Here is a 17,486-nt window from a genome sequence, read left to right as displayed (position 1 = left end):
TCAGACATCCTCCCGAGGAACGGCGCCGGACTGCACGGCGATCAGACGCCACTGTCCGTCATCGCGAACCCAGACCGATAGCGCCCTGGCGTTGACATGCTTGCGTTCGCCCCTGAAGAGCAGATCGATGCACAGCCGGTTGAACACAAGGCCGGTATGTCCGCTGACGCTGATCGTCTCCTCCGACCGGTCGACCGCGCGATAGACCCATAGGCCCGCGCGCAGGCCCTCAATATAGGTCTCGCGCGTGTCCGCAAACCCGCTGGAGTGCCTATAAAGCAGCTCTTTGTGGAGCAGGCTCTCCAATGCGGGAATATCGGCGCCGATGACGGCGGCAAAGCGCGCATCTTCCGCGTCCCTGATCTGCTGCTTGAGCTCGTCGTTCACTCTGGTCCCGTTTCGCTTCATCGTTTCAATCGTCACAGAAATGGATTGCCCCGGCGCCACAGCCAGCGCTGGACGCTATGCTCGGCAAAGAGCCCCGCCGCGACATAGGGATCATTCGCAAGAAACCGTTCCACGCTGCCGCTGTCCGTCGCGCGCACAATGATGAGCGATCCCGCCTCGTCTCCCCCCTCGTCCAGCAAGGGGCCGGACTGGAGGACTTCGACGCCCGGCGCTCCGGCATCGAGATGGGCCATATGCAGGCTTTTGGTGTCCTGCCGCACCTGAAGCATCCCCGGCTTGTCGCGGGCGATGATGATGAAGAACATGCCAGTCAATCCTGCGCAGCCAGGATGAAGTCGGTCTCAAGCTCCCAGAACGGAGCCGAAACGCCGAACCGGGCCGCATCTTCTTCGGAGCTGTTTTGCGCATAGTTGCGGATGAGGGACTCCTTGACCGCGAAGACCACGTCGGAATCGAGATAGGCGTCCTCCGCGTCGAAAAGATGCGTCACCAGTGGCCGGTGGCCGGGCGCGGTCACAATCGCATGGATATGCGCGGGCCGCCAGGGATGGCGGGCCGTGGCCTCCAACAGTTCGCCCACCGGCCCGTCGGTCGGGATGGGATAGGATGTAGGACGGATAGTGCGGATGAGAAATTCGCCCTTGGCGTTCGTCCGGTAATGGCCGCGCAGATTGTCCACCGCCTGGGTCGGGTCCTGAATATCGTACATCCCGTTCGAATCTGTCTGCCAGACTTCGATCCCGGCATCCGGGATTGGAGCGCCCTGGCAATCGACGACCCGCCCCCGCACGATCAGCGAAGGTTCGTCGGTCTCGCGCAGCAGAATCGTCTCGCCCCATTCCCGTTGCGGCGAGTTGGGAACGTAGAAGGGGCCGACCACCGTCGTTTCCGTCGCGCCTTCCGGGGCACCCGCGCTGACCAGATTGACAAGGGCGGAAATGCCCAGATTGTCGGACAGCAGGATCATTTCCTGCCGCTTGTCATCGCACATCTGGCCGGTGCGAGTCAGGAACTGGATCGCCTCCATCCACTCCGTTTCCGTCAGTCGCGCTTCGCGGACATAATCGTGCAATGCGACGATCAGGGTCTGCAGCAAATAGCGAAGCCGGGCGTCGGGCGTGCTCGCATATCTTTCGACCACCACGTCGGTCAGTTGGGTTTCGGTCATGTTACGCATATTCAACTCCCTGAATTTTTTGTTCAATCCGCGTCCTGCGACGACATCGCGCCGTCGACGAGCGCCCAGACAAATCGGTCGGACGGATCGAGCTGTTCTTCGGCTATGTGCGCGATGAGACCGGCGGCTCGCGCCAGCACGGCGAAGCCACGCATGAGGCGCACCGGCACGCCGATGTCGCCCAGCAAGGCAGCGACGGCCCCCGTCGCGTTGATGGTGACGTGGCGTCCCGCAACATGGTCGACCTGTCGGGCCAGGCAGCGCAACGCATCGGCATGGGGACCGGCGGTCCCGACCCTCTCCGCCAGGTCCAGGAGGGCAGCGGCGCGGGGATCGTCGGGCTTGTGCAGATGATGGCCGAAGCCTGGCACGGGGCTGCGCCGGTCGCGATGGCCGGCAGCGATGGCCTGTGCCCGCCCCTCCGGATCGGGGTCGGCAACAATGTTTTCCAGCAATGCCGCGCACCCTTCCATCGTGCCAACGAACCGGCTGCCTACGGCAAGCAGGCCTGCGGCGACGCCCGCCTGGATGTTCTCGGGCGAGCTGGAATAGACCATCCGCGCCGCGATGGCGCTGGGCGTCAGGCCATGCTCCATGAGGCAGATAAGAACGGCTTCGATCACGGTGCGTTCGGCGGCATCGATCTGGCGGTTCAGCGTCTGATAGGCGAAGACGTCGATGAAGGATGCCTGCCCCAGCAAATCCTCCACCAGATTGTGGTCGCGATAATGCACCGAGCTGCTGTCATATCGGCTAAGCTGGCTCCGCGGGGTCTTCACGCGCTTTCCTCCGCAGAGGATTGCCGTCTGCGCATGATTTCCTCCCGAATGGCGGGCTTGAGAAGCTTGCCCACCGCGCTGCGGGGCAGTTGGTCGAAGATATGGATTTCCTTGGGCGTCTTCACCGGTCCCAGCGCAGCCCTTATATTGGCCTGCAGAGCCGCCCGGTCGAGCCTATGCCCTTCGCGCACCTCGATCGCGGCGTGCACGGCTTCGCCCCATTTGGGGTCCGGGATGCCCACTACCGAACAGTTGAGCACCGCTGGCTCTTGCGCGATCTGGCCTTCGACGTCGCTGGGGTAGACATTGAAGCCGCCCGTGATGATCACATCGCGCAGCCGGTCCTTCAAGAACAGGAAACCGTCCTCATCGAACAAACCGGCATCGCCGGTACGCAACCAACCATCGATGAGAACCGCCTCCGACGCCTCGGCCGCTTCGAAATAGCCGGTCATGCACAGATCGCCGCGCACCGCTATTTCGCCCTCCTCGCCATCGGGCACGGGCAGCCCGTCCTCGTCCAGAATGGCCACCTGGGTCAAGAGGCTGGGCTTGCCGACCGATCGCAGGTTCCTGCCCTGCATCTGGTCGGGCGGCAGGAAGGTGACGATCTGAGGCGCCTCGGTTTGGCCATAAGAGGTGCACAGGATCGGACCGAAGCAGGCCTGCGCGTCGCGAATTTGTTCCGCCGGCATGGGTGAACCGCCATAGATCAGATAACGCAGCGCGCCCAGATCGCGTGGCCGGGCCGTCTGCTCTTCGACAAGCGCCAGCACCAATGCCGGCGGGGCGAAAAACAGCGTGGCGCGAAACCGTTCGGCTGCGTCGAGCAAGGCGGCGGACTTGGGATAGTCCGGAAAGATCAGCGCGCCACCGCCCGCGAGAACCGGCAACATGTAGGTGGAGGTGCCATGGGTGAGCGGAGCCGCGACCAGATAGCGGTCATCAGCCGTCAGCCCCAAAGTCTGGATTTGGGTGACGATATTGGTCGTCCATGCTCGCAGCGGCTGCTTGACCCCCTTGGGAAAGCCCGTGCTGCCGCCGGTGAACTTGATCGCCTGCGTGGTATGAAGCGGTACGGCGGTCCTTGGCCTTGGCCCCATCGCCAGCTCTTCGGAGCATTCCGGCGGGCTATCCTCCAGAAGATGGACCGGGCAGGCGGGCGATCCGATCCGGGCCGTCATTTCGGCATCGGCCAACACCAGACCCGGCTGCGCGAATTCGATTTGCCGGGCGATCTCCGGGTCGCCGCTGCGCGGATTGAGCGGAACCCAGACCTTGCCCGCCGCAAGCACGCCGAGAATGCCGATCAGGTGCTCCACCGAGTTGTGCGCGCCAATCCCCACCGGCGTGGACGGTTCAGGGGCAAGCTTCTGGATCATGCCCGCTCGCGCCATGACCCGGCGGCCCAATTCGGCAAAGCTGATCTCTGTCCCATTCCCCAGGACGGCAAAGCGATCCGGGTGGCGCGCGACGGCGCGCCAGAAAAATTCGATCGGATACATTGTTCAGGCAACCTTCCCCGGCTTCACGCCGCGTCTGAGAATACCGGGCGGCATTTCGATGTCAGGCAAGGCAGCGGCCTCCTCTCCGATGATCTTGATGATGTCCTTGCGGCGCTCCTCGTCCATGCGGCTGGCGATGGCGGCGACGCTGATGGAGGCGACCGCGACGCCGTCGGCCAGGATGGGAACGCCAATGCCGTAGACGCCTTCGATGATGTGCCCAAGATTGACGGCATATCCGTTGAACCGCGTCGCGCGCACCTCTTTGGCGAGGAATTCCTTGCTGAGGCCGAACGCTTCATAGTGCGGCGCGCATTGCCGCAGCACGGTTTCGCGCTCCTCGTCGTCCAGATAAGCGAGAATCGCCAGGCTTCCCGATCCTGCCCCAAGCGGACGGCGCGAGCCTCTTTCCAGGCTCATCACCTTGATCGGGAATGCGCCCTCGCAGCGCTCCAGGCAAACCGCTTCATAGCCGCTGCGGATCGAGAACATGACCGTGTCGCGCGTGCGGGCAGCGATCGCTTCCAGCACGGGCGTGAAATCTTCGCGGCGGGAAAACCACGCATTGCCCAGCACCGCCACCGAAAATGCCGCCGGTCCAACGAAGTAGAGCTTGGTCCGCATATCGAAGGACAGCAGCCCGCCCGAAACAAGTGCCTGCATGATCCGGCGCGCGGTTGCGATGTGCAAGCCAGTTTCGGCCGACATGTCCGAAAGACGGATGCCCGCCTCACCGCGCTTCGCCACTGCGATCAACAATTCGACGGCACGCGCTATGCTTTGCCCGCCATCGACCGGTGCTTGAGCCATTGTCTTATTGTCTGCCACTGATCTTCTCCTTGTTGGCGAAGGTGCGATTGCGCGAGAAAAGTGTCAACATGAGATAACCAGTTATCGCATAGCGATAGCGTTGGAACGGCGGAGCTGGCATGCCTCTCCGTCAGGCATTCAATCCGCCGTCGATCACAAACTCCGATCCGGTGATGAAACTGGCCTTGGGGGAGGCCAGAAACAGGACGAGATCAGTGATTTCCTGAGGCCGTCCGGGCCGTTTGAGCAGCGCGGCGTCGAAGCCGGACTGGTTGAACTCCTGCGCGTTCACCTCAAGCATGCTGGTGTCGACGAAACCGGGGCAGACGGTGTTGACGCGCACATAGGGCGCCAGTTCCTGCGCGGCAGTGCGGGTCATGCCGCGAATCGCCCATTTCGTGCTGCCATAACCGATCATCTGGGCGAAGCCGCGCATGGCCACGACCGAAGCGATGTTGACGATCGCCCCGTCACCCGACTTGCGCAGCAGATCGGCCGCCGCTTTCATGCCCAGGAAGACGCTGAGCTGGTTGACGCGGAATATCTTCTCGAAAAAGGCCGATGTGGTCTCGGCCATCGGATAGGGATGATAGATGCCCGCATTATTGACCAATATGTCCAGCCTGCCTTCATCGTGCCCGACCGTATCGATCACGCGGGTCCAATCCTCCTCGGACGATACGTCGTGGTTCAGATAGACGCAGCCCTCGCCCAGCGTTTCGGCAAGCCGCCTGCCGTCCTCATCCTGAATGTCGGTGATATAGACGCGCGCGCCCTCGCCCATCAGGCCCTTGACGTGCGATGCGCCCTGGCCGCGCGCGCCGCCGGTGACGATTGCTACTTTGCCGTCGAGACTTCCCATTATCCTTCTCCCAAAATTGGATCATTATGCTTTGGTGGATCAAGAGACCGCTTGGCCTGGCTTCGATCGCGGCGCGCATGGCGCCGGGGCTGAACGATCTATTCGGGCAACTCTATGGCCGAAGAGGCGGCGCACCTCATGCGACAGCATGCTGGCCGCGCCGACGGATTCTATGATGGCTGCGTTGGTGGCGCCGTACATTCCGGCCAATGTCGGCCGGCCGTCCTTGACGCATTGATAGGCGGAATATTCTTGCATGGCCGTCAGCCGGGACAGGGCATCCTGCAAAATCCGCTCGGTCGACAGATAGGCCGGCGAAGCCAGGAACTGGCGGAATGCGAGATGGCTGTCGAAGCCGATCTCGACTGACGCATGGTGCTGAATTTCAACCGGCTCCACATTGTTGCCGCCCTTGGCCGCGCCGCCCGTCTCGGCATGATTGTCATGTTCGAGGAGAGGCAGCACCCGAAGCCGCTCCACAAGAGGCGACGATGCCCATATCGGGCAGACATCGTCCATGATCCTGGCGTGCAATGTCTCGCGATCCTCGGGCGACTTTCCCGTCAGCAGGAGCCGCAGCACGAAATTCCGGGTGGGTCCGGCCAAACCGCTCCGCGCCTGCGAGACAAAATCGCGTGCTGTCCCAGGCGCCGTGAAATAGCCGACCGTTCGCTCGAACGCATTGGCCTCGTCGGCGGCGAGCACGCCGCTTGACGCTATCCAGCGGGCAAGATCGTCTTCATCGCGGAACGAAAGCTCCGCGCTACCATCCCACATCTGCGTTTCGGCGGCTTTGTGTTCCACTCCGGAAATCTGGGGCCACAGGTCTGCGCGGGGACGATGGGTATGGCTTTGCGTATAGTCGCGGATGCCGGGAAGCCTGGTGACGATCTGGGAATGGATGTCTTTCCAATATGCGTCCCAGACATCGTAAGGAAGCAGCATCCGGCGCTTGACCGGCACGAAAAAGCACAGGCTTTTCGAAGCGTCGGCAGCTCTGCCGTCCGGGGCAATCATGGTCATGTCGGTCATTCATACTCCTGGCGGATCGAGACGTTCATGCGAAGGAGGTTGCGGGTGCATGGAACGGCCAGCCTGATCGGTGCACTGGCGGCGGCAAGGCGTTTGGCCTTCTTATGACGGACCATGCATGCCGTTTGCACACCGGCTTGCGCGCCGGAGCAATGCGAAAATGGTTTTTCTCATAATGTGCGCGCTGCCTGTTTTCCGTTGCGCAGAGCCTCGCGCGCCTTCAGCTATTCTGGTAACTCGTCGACTGGAATGTTCGGAACGATCGTCTCTAGGATATGTCCCTGGAACTTCATGCAAAGCCACATGCTCCCGAGCCGAACATTGGGAATTCCGTCCAGGCGGCGCTGTAGAAATGGAGAAGGTTGCTATGATAACAGATTGGGAAATGTCGCATATTTGCTATGCGGTGGATAATATCGACAATTGGATGGACCGTTTTGACGAGGCGATGGGCGGGCGCTGGACCAAGCCGCTGCAAGTGGACGCGATCTGGCGTACCTCTCTGGAAGGGACGGAAACACGGCATATCCAGGGCCGCGTGCGATGGCTGGTCGGCCCCAGCGTCCCAGTCGAACTGTGGGAAGGCCCTCCCGGATCGCCATGGAATGTACCGAGCGGGACCATGCGCTTCGACCATGTCTGCTATTGGGCATTCGACATGGAACGTCAGGCCAATCAACTCGGCAAGCTGGGCTTCGATCTTGAACTCACGCCCCAGGTGTCGGACGGCGAACCCGCGACCGACGGCCCGTTCCGTGGCTTTGCCTATTTCCGCAACGCGGCCGGGTCCCGCATCGAATTGCAGCGCGCCAGCGACAAGCCGGCGATGCAACGCTGGATGGACGGCGGCGAGCTGGTGCTCGATTATATCTGAAGCGATGCGGGCGGCGCAATGCGTAGCCCCATTCACGGCGTTGCCGCCGACAAGACCGGCCCTTCCCGATAAGGATAGGCCGGTCGTCTTGGCATTGCTCAGGCCTGTTCGGCGCTTTTCAGGAAGGGCAGGACATGAGCGAGCAGTTCTGCGGGGCGTTCTTCGGGCACCCAATGCCCGCAGCGCGGTATGACGACGCCCTCGACATTTTCCGCCACCATGCGCATCGATCCGGCGCACAGTTCCCGGATGCTCTGCTGCCCGCCAACCGCAAGGACCGGAATTGTCAGCTTGTTCTTCGCGAATTCGCGGAAATCCTCCGCATCCTGATAGAAGGAACGGTAAAGTTCCAGCCGCAAACCGCCCGGCGCAGCGTAGGAGCGTGCATAGACCTCAATATCCTCATCGCTGATCGCATCGACATTATAGATTTGCGTGCGATACATATAGCGCAGATATTCGCGTTCCTTGCCGCGAATCAACATTTCAGCGACATGGTTCGCGGCATGAAAGGATATGTGCCACAGGCGCAACTGGTCGCCATGGTTCATGAAATATTCCAGCCCGGTCTCGCCGCCCATGCCCATCAGCGCCATGTCGCAGAATATCAGCGAGCGAGCGACGTCGCGATATTGCGCGCAGAAGGCATAGGCTGTGGCCGCGCCATGATCATGCCCCATGATATGGGCCTTCTCCACGCCCAGCTTGTCGAGAAGCTGGCGTATGTCCTTGGCGACGGTCTTCTTGTCATAACCGTTCAGCGGCTTCTGCGGCACGCCGGAATCGCCCAGGCCGCGAATGTCCGGCGCGATCACGTCATAATGGTCGGCCAGTTTCGACAGAAGGTGGCGCCACATATACCAGGTCGAACCCCAGCCATGCAGCAGGACCAGCGTGGGCCCGGTTCCTCCGCGCACATAATGCAGGCGTAGGTCTTCGACGTCCTCCATATGATGTTCGAAACGTTCATCCAGTTGAAAAGTCATTGTCAATTTCCTTCAGCTCATCGGGCAACGCTTTGGCCGGCGACCGCGCCGCCGGGTCCGGTGGCCAGAACTGCCTTGTGCGGGTGATTCATCTTCTCTCCACTTCCTTTTTCGTTGTTTTCGGTCGGCGCGTGGGATCAGCCGAGCGCTTCCAGAAGCGCGGGAATGTCCCAATAATAAGGCCGGAATTCGTAAAGCTGGCCGTCCACGCATTTGACATATTGCAGAACCTGGTAGGTCAGATCCTTGCCGGTCGCGCGGGCCGTGGCATCAGCGGTGATCCTGCTAACCACGACATCCCCGCAGTCAAGCATTTCGCTCTCGATCACATCGACCCGCGAAAAGGTCTCGCCAAATGCCTTCATCCAATCGTGAAAGCCTTGGGGGCCTTTCCACTCGCCGCCATAAGGAAGCGATGTAGACTGGTACATCACGCAGTCGGGATGAATATTTTCGGCCAGGATCGAAAAGTCGCCACCCTCGGGCGAAAGGAAGATCGACTCCTTCTCATAGAAGTCGCTGAGTATCTCGATCGCGGTGCGGTGCTTGGTTTCCTGCATGATTTCAGCTCGCAATTTTCTGGATTGATCGTTTTCCCATGATCGCGCATATCCGGCGGCCAGTCGAAATCAAATCCGCGCCAGCCCCCCATCGACGACAAGGGTTTGCGCGGTGATGTAACTTGCTTGCTCCGACGCGAAGAAGGCGACGGCGCCTACGACATCTTGCGGCGTGCCGGATCGCTTGATCGCCTGCAGCGCCGTCATATGGCCCCATTTATCCGCGCCGGGGTCGCCCGGACGGCCGCCAATCGCCCTGATCGTGGTTGTCGGTCACCAGAAGCCCGGGAGCAACCACGTTCACGGTGATTCCATAAGCGCCATATTCGTTGGCAAGAGCGCGGCTGAGGCCGATCATGCCGCCCTTGCTCGAAACATAGCCCGTCAACATCGGATCGGCGCCGTTCATATAGGCGTTGGACGCGATGTTGACGATGCGCCCCCATCCCCGTGCCTTCATCCCCGGAAGCAGGGCTCTGCAGAGCAGGAAGACACTGTCCAGATTGGTTGACTGGATCGTCCGCCACTTTTCGAAGTCGAGATCTTCGAACGCGATGAAGGGGTAGATGCCGGCATTATTGACCAGGACATCGACGCCGCCCAGCGCCTCCACCTCATCGCGAAGCGCCAGGACAGCTTGCTGATCGGTTATGTCGCACACGATCGCATGCCCCTTTGCATCCAGCTTCGCGAGGGCCGCGCCAGTCTGCGACATGTCGTCGCGATCGACGAGCACAATGTCCATGCCGACGCGCGCCAGTTCGATTGCAATTGCCGCGCCCAAACCTGTCGCGGCGCCGGTCACGAGCGCAAGACGTTTATCGTTCATTGATTACCTCTCCTATCGGGGCGGACCGACGTCCGGCGCGCATCGGCCGTGGCCCGGCGGCACATCCCGCATTGATCCCGCAACGCGAGCAGAATTCAATAGATGACGCGCTTCAGGCCTGGATATTTGAACCGAAAGCTAAAACCACTATCAGAATATGTCGATTGAAATTCAGAAATAATCACAATGTAATAATTCATCCGCGCGAGTCAGCGCTTCGCAACGGGATGATGAGTGCGGTAAAGTCGGGGAGGTTGCAACAGCAGTTGTGTCCGGCCCAGCCCATCCGGCGGGCTGAAGGTCGCCGTCGCGGACGCCAAAATAGGACGTCCAAATTCGCAGCGGAGACGATCCCCCATCCCTCGCTCACGCACTCGTCGCTCTCCTGCCATCGTTGTTATGGCGGATTTTCCCAAAGAGCGTGCATTATCACTTTTTGATAAAAATCGATTTTTTATTTTCATTATCCGGTCCCGATGGTAGCTGAATATAAATTCATCGCATCAATCACCCAAAATCGAAACTTATATTCGATATAAATCATTGAAATTGAAATTCATTCATCAAGATCGACAATGATTATTGGATGAAGATGATAAATCATAATCAAAACATCTGGGATAGGGACCATGATAAGGCAATCTTTAGCTTTCTTTTTTCTCACGACTTCCGTTGCCGCCTGGGCGCAATCCGCTCAACCGGGCGCCGCTGCCGACACGGACTCGGCCGAACTGCAGGCTCCTGCCGCCGGTGAAATCATTGTGACCGCGCAAAAGAGGGAAGAACGACTTCAGGATGTCGGCATCTCCGTTGCGGCGTTTGGAGCCGAAACGCTGGCGCAGAACAGGGTTGAGAATGTAACTGACCTCACCAAGATCGTTCCTGGGCTGACAGCTACGCCAAGTCCCACGAATACGCCTGTATTCACGCTACGCGGCGTTGGTTTCTTCGAAAGTTCTGTCAGTTCATCGCCCAACGTCGCGGTCTATATTGACCAGGCTCCCCTATCCTTGCCTGTTTATACAAGCTTGACCGCCTTCGATCTCGAACGGGTCGAGGTGTTGAAGGGGCCGCAAGGAACATTGTTCGGCGCCAACGCAACGGGAGGGGCGATCAATTTCATTGCAGCGAAGCCGACACAGACTTTGGCGGCTGGCGCAACATTAAGTTATGGGCGTTTCAACGCCCTGGGCGTGGACGCGTTCATCAGCGGGCCGCTTTCCGATACGCTGGCGGCGCGGTTCGCCATAAAAGCATCCCGCAGCGACGGATGGCAGAAAAGCTATACGCGCGATGACCGCCTGGGCAAGCAGGACACGATCGCGGCGCGCCTCCTGTTCGATTGGAAGCCAACGGACAAGCTTGACGTTTCGCTGAACGTCAATGGCTGGCTGGATCGTTCGGACACGCAAGCCCCTCAACTTGCGCGTCCTATCCTGCCCGATGATCTTCAGGCTCCGGTCGGAGCATGCGGCCCAACGGGCTGCGTTACGGCTGACCATCCCATTCTTCTCTATGCCCCGGCGCCGCGCAACGGGCGCGCCGCGGACTGGTCACCGATCCAGCGGTATCGCCCGAAGCAGGACAATAAATTTTTCCAGACCATCCTGACGATGAATTATGAGGTTGCAGACGACATAAGCCTGACTTCACTCACCAATTACATTCATTATGATCAGTTCAAGACAAGCAATCTTTCCGGTCTTGCGCTTCTTGACGTAGAAAATGCCGCCGATGTTGCCCAGACGCACGATTTCACCCAGGAAATCCGCCTTTCCAACTCGAATCCAGGGCGCTTGCGCTGGGTGGTCGGCGCGAATTTGGCCCTGAGCGAATCCAGCCAGGAGGTGCTTCTTGTCTATCCCGAAGCGTCGACCGGCTGCTGCACGATCGGTTTCACCGCCGACACCTATACGTCGAAGCAGAAGAAGCGCTATCTTGCCGGCTTTGCCAATCTACAGTGGGAAGTCGTTGACGATCTGACGCTGAAAGGCGGCGTCCGCTACACGGACGGGCGGCACAGCGCGATCGATGGCGAATATGACGCGCGCAACTATACTGAGATACCGGGCGCCAATGGCTTTGCCGCCTTTGCCAACAACGCGTTCGCCAACGCTTACGTCCCTCTATTCTGTCCGGGCACGACTTTCCAGCCGATCGCGCCCGGCGGTGCGATTGCGATTGATCCGGTGACCTGCCAGTCGGGCGTCTACAGCGATGTCCTGAGGGAAGAGAACACTTCCTGGAGCGCGGGCATAGACTATAAGCCCATTCCCGGACTGCTGTTGTTCGCCAATGTGTCGAAGGGATATAAGGCAGGCGCCTTCCCGGCGGCATCCGCAGGCTCGTGGGAAGCCTATTATCCGGTGAGGCAGGAATATCTTACGGATTACGAAGCGGGGTTCAAGGCTACGCTGCCTGGCGGACTGGGCATCGTGAACGGCGCGGCCTTCTATTACGACTATCGCAACAAGCAATTGCGCGGCAAGTTGGTCAATCCCTTCTTCGGGGCGCTCGACCATCTGGTCGGCATTCCGAAATCGACCATCAAGGGCGCCGAAATCGACGCGACCATCGCGCCGGTGCGAAATCTGACGCTGCGCGTCGCGGCCACCTATCTGGATGCCAAGATCAAGAAATATAACGGCGTCACTGGCACTCAATCGGTCAACGGGCTGCTCCTTCCGGTCTATGGTTCATATGCCGGTGTGCCCCTGCCCTTCTCGCCCAAATGGCAGGGGTCACTGGGGGCCGACTATGCTTTCCTGATCAACGATGGGATGGAGGCTTTCGTCGGCGGCACGCTTTCAGCACAGACCAAGAGCTATGGTTCCCCTGAGATCGATCCGAAAAAAATCTCCGATGCCTATATCAAGGGGTACGCCATTCTCGACCTGAGGGCTGGTTTGAGAGATGAAAATGATCGCTGGAACGTGACGGTTTACGGGAAGAACGTGACCAACTCCTATTATTGGACCAATCGCCTGCGCAATTTCGACACGGTGGTCCAATATGCGGGACGCCCCGTCGAGTGGGGTATATCCGTCAGCTGGAAATACTGACCGCCTGCCTTTGCCATCACGCACTGGATTGGAGATGCGCGCATCGGGCCATGGTTCGATGCGCGCGCCGCCAATGATCAAAGCGATCATGCAGGCCCCGATGCAGCATCGGAGCGTCCAACCTCAAACCCCCGGCACGCCCAAAATCCGCGCCTCATCCCTGATCCGTCCGGCCTGCGCCGGATTGGCCGCCTTCGCCGCCGCATAGGCCGCCGCCGCCTTCGCGGTCTCGCCCAATGTCATCCGGCTGCGCATCAGCATGATCCAGCCGTCCACATTGCCCGGATTCGCCTTCAGCTTCGCCTCAAGCCCGGAAACCATCCCCTCGACCATCGCGTCCTGCTGCCCCTTGGGAAGTTGCGCCGCCGCCTGCATCTGCTCCCGGCTGGGCCCCGGAATCGCCGCCGCCGCCACCGACATGCCGCCACCCATCGGCGGATGCGGCGCTTGCGGCTTCACCGCCGCCAGCCGCCCGGCCACGTCGATCCGGTTGATCTTTCCCACCTGCTCGATGGTCCGGCGCAGATCGGCCTCCCACGGCGCGCCGGGCGGCGTATCGCCCAGCAAGGCCAGCCAGTCGCGGATCGCGCCTTCATGATCCTTCGCCAGATCCTTGCGCACCGCCAGGAAATAGCGCGCCCGCGGCTCTTTCGGATCGAGCGAGATCGCCTTTTCGAAAGCGTCCGTCGCTTCCCTCGGCATGGGATCGTGCTCGCTCGCCATCACCGCCGCTTCGCCCAGGGAGGACCAGAAGGTCGCATTGCCCGGCACGAGCTTCGCCGCATGGCGATAGGCGCGCACCGCATCGGCATGGCGGCCGCTCTCGAAATAGGCCCAGCCCAGCCTCTGCCAGCCTTCGGCATCGTTGGGATTGGCGCCGACCCGGTCCTGGAGTCCGCGAATGACCGCTTCCGGATCGTCCGCCCGATCGGCCGTCAGCATCGAGGGGGCGGCGGGCGCCTTCGCCTCGTCGGGTGCCTGCATCATATTATAGCCGATCGAGACGGCGGCAATGCCGACCGCGCCCATCAACACGACCCGCCCCCAGCTCCAACCCATTATTCTTCCACTCCCCGGCCAATCCCTGCCGATCCTCTCTAGCGTGACGCTGCGGAAATGATAGAGTGCCGCCCGTAACGCGCATCCGGTAACATCCGGAGCACAGGGGTATTTTGGGGGATAATCATTGACTGACCGCGTGCGTATCGCGATCGTCGGATCGGGGCCGGCGGGGCTGAGTGCGGCCGCGCGGGCCGCGCAATTGGGGCTTTCGCACCTGCTGATCGAGAAGACGGACCATCTGTCCGACACCATCTTCAAATATCAGAAGGGCAAGCATGTGATGGCGACGCCCAGCCAGCTCGTGCTGCGTTCCGACTGCGATTTCGAGGCTGGGAAGCGCGAATCGATTCTCGACCGCTGGAACGCGCAGGCCGCCGAGCAGGGCGTCAACGTCGCTTATAACGCCGAAGTGAAGGCAATCGCCGGCACCGGCGATCCCATCCCCGGCAGCGTCCAGAAGATCGTCGAGCGCAAGCGCGACGGCACGACCGACACGAAGGAAATCCAGCGCCTCGCCCCGCCCTACCGCCTGACGCTGAGCGACGGGCGGGAAGTCATAGCCGACGCGGTGATCATGGCCATCGGCACGCAGGGCAACCCCAACCTGATGCGCGTGCCCGGCGCTGACCTTCCTCATGTACAATATCAACTAGACGATCCAGCCGCTTATAATGACGAGCATATTTTCGTCGTAGGCACCGGGGACGCAGGCATTGAGAATGCGCTGGGCCTCGCCGCCGACGAGGCGCAGGGCAATGCCGTCACCATCCTCAACCGCTCGACCGAATTCGCCAGCGCCAAGGCCGCGAACGTCAAGGCGCTGATGGCCGCTTCGGAGGCTGGCCGCCTCTCCATCATGACCGAAGCCACCACGGCGAAGATCGAGCCGGGATATGTCACGCTCGACAGCCGCGACGGCGAGGTGAAGCTGAAATGCGACCGCATCATCGCGCGCATGGGCTCCGCCCCGCCCCGCGCCTTCGTGGAAAGCTGCGGCATCGAATTCACCAGCGGCGATCGCCTCGCCTTCCCGAAACTGTCCCCGGTCTTCGAAAGCACCGCGCCCGGCATTTTCGTGATCGGCGCGCTGGCGGGCTATCCGCTGATCAAGCATTGCATGAACCAGGGCTATGACGTCGTCGAGTTCATCAACGGCAACAGGGATTTGAAGCCCGCCGACGAACCCATATTGGCCGCCAAATTCGCCGCCCTGCCGGAAAGGAAGAGCGTCGACCAATGGCTGGAGTTCCTCCGCTCCAACGTCTCCATCCTGGAGGGCCTCTCCCCCCTCCAGATGCGCGAATTCATGCTCGACAGCGAAGTACGCGCCTATCGCAAGGGCGAGACGATCTTCGAAAAATACGACCCCGGCTCCTCCCTCTTCGGCGTGGCGCAGGGCCAGGCACTGGTCGAGGTCAGCCCCACGCTCGAAGTCCCCATCGGCCAGGGATCGATCTTCGGGGAGGTCGGCCTGATCTCCGGTCGCCGCCGCGGCGCCACGGTGCGGGCGGGCGCGGATTCGATCATGGTGGAAGTGTCGCGCACCGCGGCGCTGAAGCTCATGTCCTCCAACCCCCCGGCCAAGCGCGCCATCACCCGCATATCGACCGAGCGGCAATTGCTGCAACTTTTCGGCGCGGGCCTGACCCCGGCGGACCTTGCCGAAGTGCTCGACACGGCGGAAATCCAGACCGTCAAGGCGGGCGAGCCTATCATCACCGAAGGCGACCTCGGCAACGACATCTATGTGATCCGCGTCGGCTCCATGATCGTGGAGAAGAAGATCGGCGGGAAGAACGTCTTCCTCTCCTACCTCCCCGCCGGCAGCTATGTGGGCGAAATGGCCCTTATCGCAGGCGGCCCGCGCACCGCTACGGTCAAGGCAACGGTCAAGTCCGAAGTCATCAAGCTGAACGGCGAGGCCTTCGCCCGGCTGATGGCCACCAAGCCCGCCCTGCTGGAGCGAGCCCGCCGCGACATGGCCTCCCGCCAGGACGTCAACGCCTTCATCGAAAGCCGCAAGGACAGCTTCTCGAACGTCGTCGACATGTATTCGGAAACCGCGAAATTCCTAGTCGACAACGGCATTGGCGAAGCGACCGACGTGCTGCTGATTGACGAACATCTCTGCGTCGGCTGCGACAATTGCGAAAAGGCCTGCGCCGACAGCCATGACGGTCTCTCCCGCCTCGACCGGGAAGCGGGCCGCACCTACGCCCATCTGCACGTCCCCACCAGTTGCCGCCATTGCGAGCATCCGCACTGCATGGCCGACTGCCCGCCCAACGCCATCCATCGCGGCCCGGATGGAGAGGTCTTCATCGACGAAACCTGCATCGGCTGCGGCAATTGCCAGCGCAACTGCCCCTATGGCGTCATCCGCATGGACAGCGTCCCGCCCAAGAAGCCCAGCCTGCTGAGCTGGATGTTCTTCGGCCAAGGCCCCGGCCCCGGCGAACCGTCGAAGAAATGGCGCTACAAAAACGCCGAACCCGGCGTCGAAAAGCCCAAAAAGGCGATCAAATGCGACATGTGTTCCGGCATTGAGGGCGGCCCGGCCTGCGTGCGCGCCTGCCCCACCGGCGCCGCGATCCGCGTCGCGCCGGAGGATTTCCTGACCGTCGCCCGCCTGGATCGGGAGGCGAACTGATGGCGACGAGAGCCGCCCCCACCCGGCGCGCCAAGGGTGAAGTGCTGCATGACGGCTTCCTGCGCCATGCCGGTTTCCGCTGGCTGAAGATCGCGACGCTGATCTGCGTCCTCGCCATCGCCAGCTATATGCTGGTCGACGTCACGCCGCACCATAATGGCGGTAGCTGGTACGGCTACACCATGGGCACGATCGGCGTACTGCTCATCCTCTGGCTGACCCTGCTGGGCCTGCGCAAGCGCGCCATGACGCGCGGCCGCTGGTCGCTGAAGGCCTGGACTTCCGCCCATGTCTATCTCGGCCTCAGCCTGATCGTCATCGCCACGCTGCACACCGGCTTCCAGCTTGGCTGGAACGTCCACACGCTGGCCTATGCGCTGATGATGCTGGTCATCCTGTCCGGCCTGTTCGGCATCACCGTCTACGCCACCCTGCCCGCCGCGCTCAGCAACAACCGCGCCGAAATGACGCAGGTGCAGATGCTGGACGCCGTGCGCGCCATCGACCGCCAACTCCATGACGCCGCCCAGCCCCTCCCCCACGACAAGGCCACGCTTGTCCGCCAGTCGCTGGAACAGGACCCCTTCGGCGGCAGCCTGCTCAACCGCCTGTCGGGCGGCTACCCCCGCTGCGCCACCGCCACAGCGCAAGCCGCGCTCCGCCACTGGACTGGCGACCAGCCCGACACCGGGCCAAATTCCAGCAACCACCCGTTGGAGCGCATCGACGCCCTGCTGGAACGCAAGCAGGCGATGCTGGCGCGCCTGCGACGGCACCTCAAGCTCAAGGCGCTGCTGGAAATCTGGCTCTACGTCCATGTGCCCGCCACCTTTGCCCTGCTGGCCGCGCTGACCGCGCATATCGTCAGCGTCTTCTTCTACTGGTGAGCG

General features: G+C 61.5%; 17 protein-coding genes. 4 read left to right on the top strand and 13 right to left on the bottom strand.

The genetic code is table 11. The features are described 5' to 3' along the window. The 8 genes from HUK72_RS16990 to HUK72_RS16955 form a co-directional block, all read right to left on the bottom strand. On the bottom strand, nt 1–387 hold the full coding sequence (locus HUK72_RS16990) for a nuclear transport factor 2 family protein (RefSeq protein ID WP_176597997.1): 387 nt from the start codon (nt 385–387) through the stop codon (nt 1–3). Nucleotides 388–419: 32 nt separating this feature from the next. Beyond that, nucleotides 420–713 (bottom strand): YciI family protein, encoded by a 294-nt coding sequence (locus HUK72_RS16985; RefSeq protein WP_176597996.1) that lies wholly within the window; start codon nt 711–713, stop codon nt 420–422. A gap of 5 nt (nt 714–718) precedes the next feature. Continuing rightward, nucleotides 719–1,585: a dioxygenase gene (locus HUK72_RS16980; RefSeq protein ID WP_176597995.1), complete on the bottom strand. Its 867-nt coding sequence runs from the start codon at nt 1,583–1,585 to the stop codon at nt 719–721. A 23-nt stretch (nt 1,586–1,608) separates the two neighbouring features. Beyond that, nucleotides 1,609–2,364 (bottom strand): citryl-CoA lyase, encoded by a 756-nt coding sequence (locus tag HUK72_RS16975; protein ID WP_176597994.1) that lies wholly within the window; start codon nt 2,362–2,364, stop codon nt 1,609–1,611. Next, nucleotides 2,361–3,869, bottom strand: a complete 1,509-nt coding sequence (locus HUK72_RS16970) for a class I adenylate-forming enzyme family protein (protein ID WP_176597993.1) — start codon at nt 3,867–3,869, stop codon at nt 2,361–2,363. Before HUK72_RS16970 ends, HUK72_RS16975 begins: the two co-directional genes overlap by 4 nt. Nucleotides 3,870–3,872: 3 nt before the next feature. Then, nucleotides 3,873–4,697 carry an IclR family transcriptional regulator gene (locus HUK72_RS16965; protein ID WP_176597992.1) on the bottom strand — a complete coding sequence of 275 codons (825 nt, stop codon included), beginning with the start codon at nt 4,695–4,697 and terminating at the stop codon, nt 3,873–3,875. Nucleotides 4,698–4,809: 112 nt separating this feature from the next. Then, nucleotides 4,810–5,541 carry an SDR family NAD(P)-dependent oxidoreductase gene (locus HUK72_RS16960; RefSeq protein WP_176597991.1) on the bottom strand — a complete coding sequence of 244 codons (732 nt, stop codon included), beginning with the start codon at nt 5,539–5,541 and terminating at the stop codon, nt 4,810–4,812. A gap of 39 nt (nt 5,542–5,580) precedes the next feature. Beyond that, on the bottom strand, nt 5,581–6,573 hold the full coding sequence (locus HUK72_RS16955) for an EthD domain-containing protein (RefSeq protein WP_176597990.1): 993 nt from the start codon (nt 6,571–6,573) through the stop codon (nt 5,581–5,583). A gap of 367 nt (nt 6,574–6,940) precedes the next feature. Here HUK72_RS16955 and HUK72_RS16950 point away from each other — a divergent pair, with 367 nt between their 5' ends. Further along, nucleotides 6,941–7,447 carry a VOC family protein gene (locus HUK72_RS16950; RefSeq protein WP_176597989.1) on the top strand — a complete coding sequence of 169 codons (507 nt, stop codon included), beginning with the start codon at nt 6,941–6,943 and terminating at the stop codon, nt 7,445–7,447. A 98-nt stretch (nt 7,448–7,545) separates the two neighbouring features. On the opposite strand, the gene HUK72_RS16945 is transcribed toward HUK72_RS16950, so the two are convergent. The 4 genes from HUK72_RS16945 to HUK72_RS16930 all read right to left on the bottom strand — a co-directional run bounded on the left by HUK72_RS16945 (nt 7,546) and on the right by HUK72_RS16930 (nt 9,822). Continuing rightward, nucleotides 7,546–8,433: an alpha/beta fold hydrolase gene (locus HUK72_RS16945; RefSeq protein WP_218036155.1), complete on the bottom strand. Its 888-nt coding sequence runs from the start codon at nt 8,431–8,433 to the stop codon at nt 7,546–7,548. Between the two features lie 137 nt (nt 8,434–8,570). Next, nucleotides 8,571–8,993 (bottom strand): nuclear transport factor 2 family protein, encoded by a 423-nt coding sequence (locus HUK72_RS16940; RefSeq protein WP_176597988.1) that lies wholly within the window; start codon nt 8,991–8,993, stop codon nt 8,571–8,573. Between the two features lie 69 nt (nt 8,994–9,062). Then, nucleotides 9,063–9,200 carry an SDR family oxidoreductase gene (locus HUK72_RS16935; RefSeq protein ID WP_176597987.1) on the bottom strand — a complete coding sequence of 46 codons (138 nt, stop codon included), beginning with the start codon at nt 9,198–9,200 and terminating at the stop codon, nt 9,063–9,065. Between the two features lie 10 nt (nt 9,201–9,210). Next, a complete protein-coding gene (locus HUK72_RS16930) occupies nt 9,211–9,822 on the bottom strand; it encodes an SDR family NAD(P)-dependent oxidoreductase (protein WP_176597986.1) in 612 nt (203 codons plus the stop codon). 629 nt (nt 9,823–10,451) lie between these two features. Here HUK72_RS16930 and HUK72_RS16925 point away from each other — a divergent pair. Then, a complete protein-coding gene (locus HUK72_RS16925; RefSeq protein WP_255325838.1) occupies nt 10,452–12,884 on the top strand; it encodes a TonB-dependent receptor in 2,433 nt (810 codons plus the stop codon). A 123-nt stretch (nt 12,885–13,007) separates the two neighbouring features. Here HUK72_RS16925 and HUK72_RS16920 read toward each other — a convergent pair whose 3' ends face one another. Beyond that, nucleotides 13,008–13,913 carry a tetratricopeptide repeat protein gene (locus HUK72_RS16920; protein WP_176598849.1) on the bottom strand — a complete coding sequence of 302 codons (906 nt, stop codon included), beginning with the start codon at nt 13,911–13,913 and terminating at the stop codon, nt 13,008–13,010. A gap of 169 nt (nt 13,914–14,082) precedes the next feature. Here HUK72_RS16920 and HUK72_RS16915 point away from each other — a divergent pair, with 169 nt between their 5' ends. Further along, a complete protein-coding gene (locus HUK72_RS16915) occupies nt 14,083–16,596 on the top strand; it encodes a cyclic nucleotide-binding domain-containing protein (RefSeq protein WP_176598848.1) in 2,514 nt (837 codons plus the stop codon). Then, nucleotides 16,596–17,483 carry a hypothetical protein gene (locus HUK72_RS16910; RefSeq protein ID WP_176597984.1) on the top strand — a complete coding sequence of 296 codons (888 nt, stop codon included), beginning with the start codon at nt 16,596–16,598 and terminating at the stop codon, nt 17,481–17,483. The genes HUK72_RS16915 and HUK72_RS16910 overlap by 1 nt, the downstream gene beginning before the upstream one ends. Nucleotides 17,484–17,486: the final 3 nt, after the last annotated feature.

It is taken from the genome of Sphingobium sp. 15-1 (assembly GCF_013375535.1).
In the GTDB taxonomy this organism is placed as follows: Bacteria; Pseudomonadota; Alphaproteobacteria; order Sphingomonadales; family Sphingomonadaceae; genus Sphingobium; species Sphingobium aromaticivastans.
Note: the sequence above shows the minus strand (reverse complement) of the source record. Positions and strands in the feature narration are given on the sequence as shown.

What these genes read in the sequence shown, in the direction of transcription:
- HUK72_RS16955 (WP_176597990.1), bottom strand. Translation starts at nt 6,573, where the DNA reads ATGACCGACATGACCATGATTGCCCCGGACGGCAGAGCTGCCGACGCT.
- HUK72_RS16920 (WP_176598849.1), bottom strand. Translation starts at nt 13,913, where the DNA reads ATGGGCGCGGTCGGCATTGCCGCCGTCTCGATCGGCTATAATATGATG.
- HUK72_RS16945 (WP_218036155.1), bottom strand. Translation starts at nt 8,433, where the DNA reads ATGACTTTTCAACTGGATGAACGTTTCGAACATCATATGGAGGACGTC.
- HUK72_RS16950 (WP_176597989.1), top strand. Translation starts at nt 6,941, where the DNA reads ATGATAACAGATTGGGAAATGTCGCATATTTGCTATGCGGTGGATAAT.
- HUK72_RS16910 (WP_176597984.1), top strand. Translation starts at nt 16,596, where the DNA reads ATGGCGACGAGAGCCGCCCCCACCCGGCGCGCCAAGGGTGAAGTGCTG.
- HUK72_RS16985 (WP_176597996.1), bottom strand. Translation starts at nt 713, where the DNA reads ATGTTCTTCATCATCATCGCCCGCGACAAGCCGGGGATGCTTCAGGTG.
- HUK72_RS16980 (WP_176597995.1), bottom strand. Translation starts at nt 1,585, where the DNA reads ATGCGTAACATGACCGAAACCCAACTGACCGACGTGGTGGTCGAAAGA.
- HUK72_RS16935 (WP_176597987.1), bottom strand. Translation starts at nt 9,200, where the DNA reads ATGACGGCGCTGCAGGCGATCAAGCGATCCGGCACGCCGCAAGATGTC.
- HUK72_RS16970 (WP_176597993.1), bottom strand. Translation starts at nt 3,869, where the DNA reads ATGTATCCGATCGAATTTTTCTGGCGCGCCGTCGCGCGCCACCCGGAT.
- HUK72_RS16940 (WP_176597988.1), bottom strand. Translation starts at nt 8,993, where the DNA reads ATGCAGGAAACCAAGCACCGCACCGCGATCGAGATACTCAGCGACTTC.
- HUK72_RS16930 (WP_176597986.1), bottom strand. Translation starts at nt 9,822, where the DNA reads ATGAACGATAAACGTCTTGCGCTCGTGACCGGCGCCGCGACAGGTTTG.
- HUK72_RS16960 (WP_176597991.1), bottom strand. Translation starts at nt 5,541, where the DNA reads ATGGGAAGTCTCGACGGCAAAGTAGCAATCGTCACCGGCGGCGCGCGC.
- HUK72_RS16925 (WP_255325838.1), top strand. Translation starts at nt 10,452, where the DNA reads ATGATAAGGCAATCTTTAGCTTTCTTTTTTCTCACGACTTCCGTTGCC.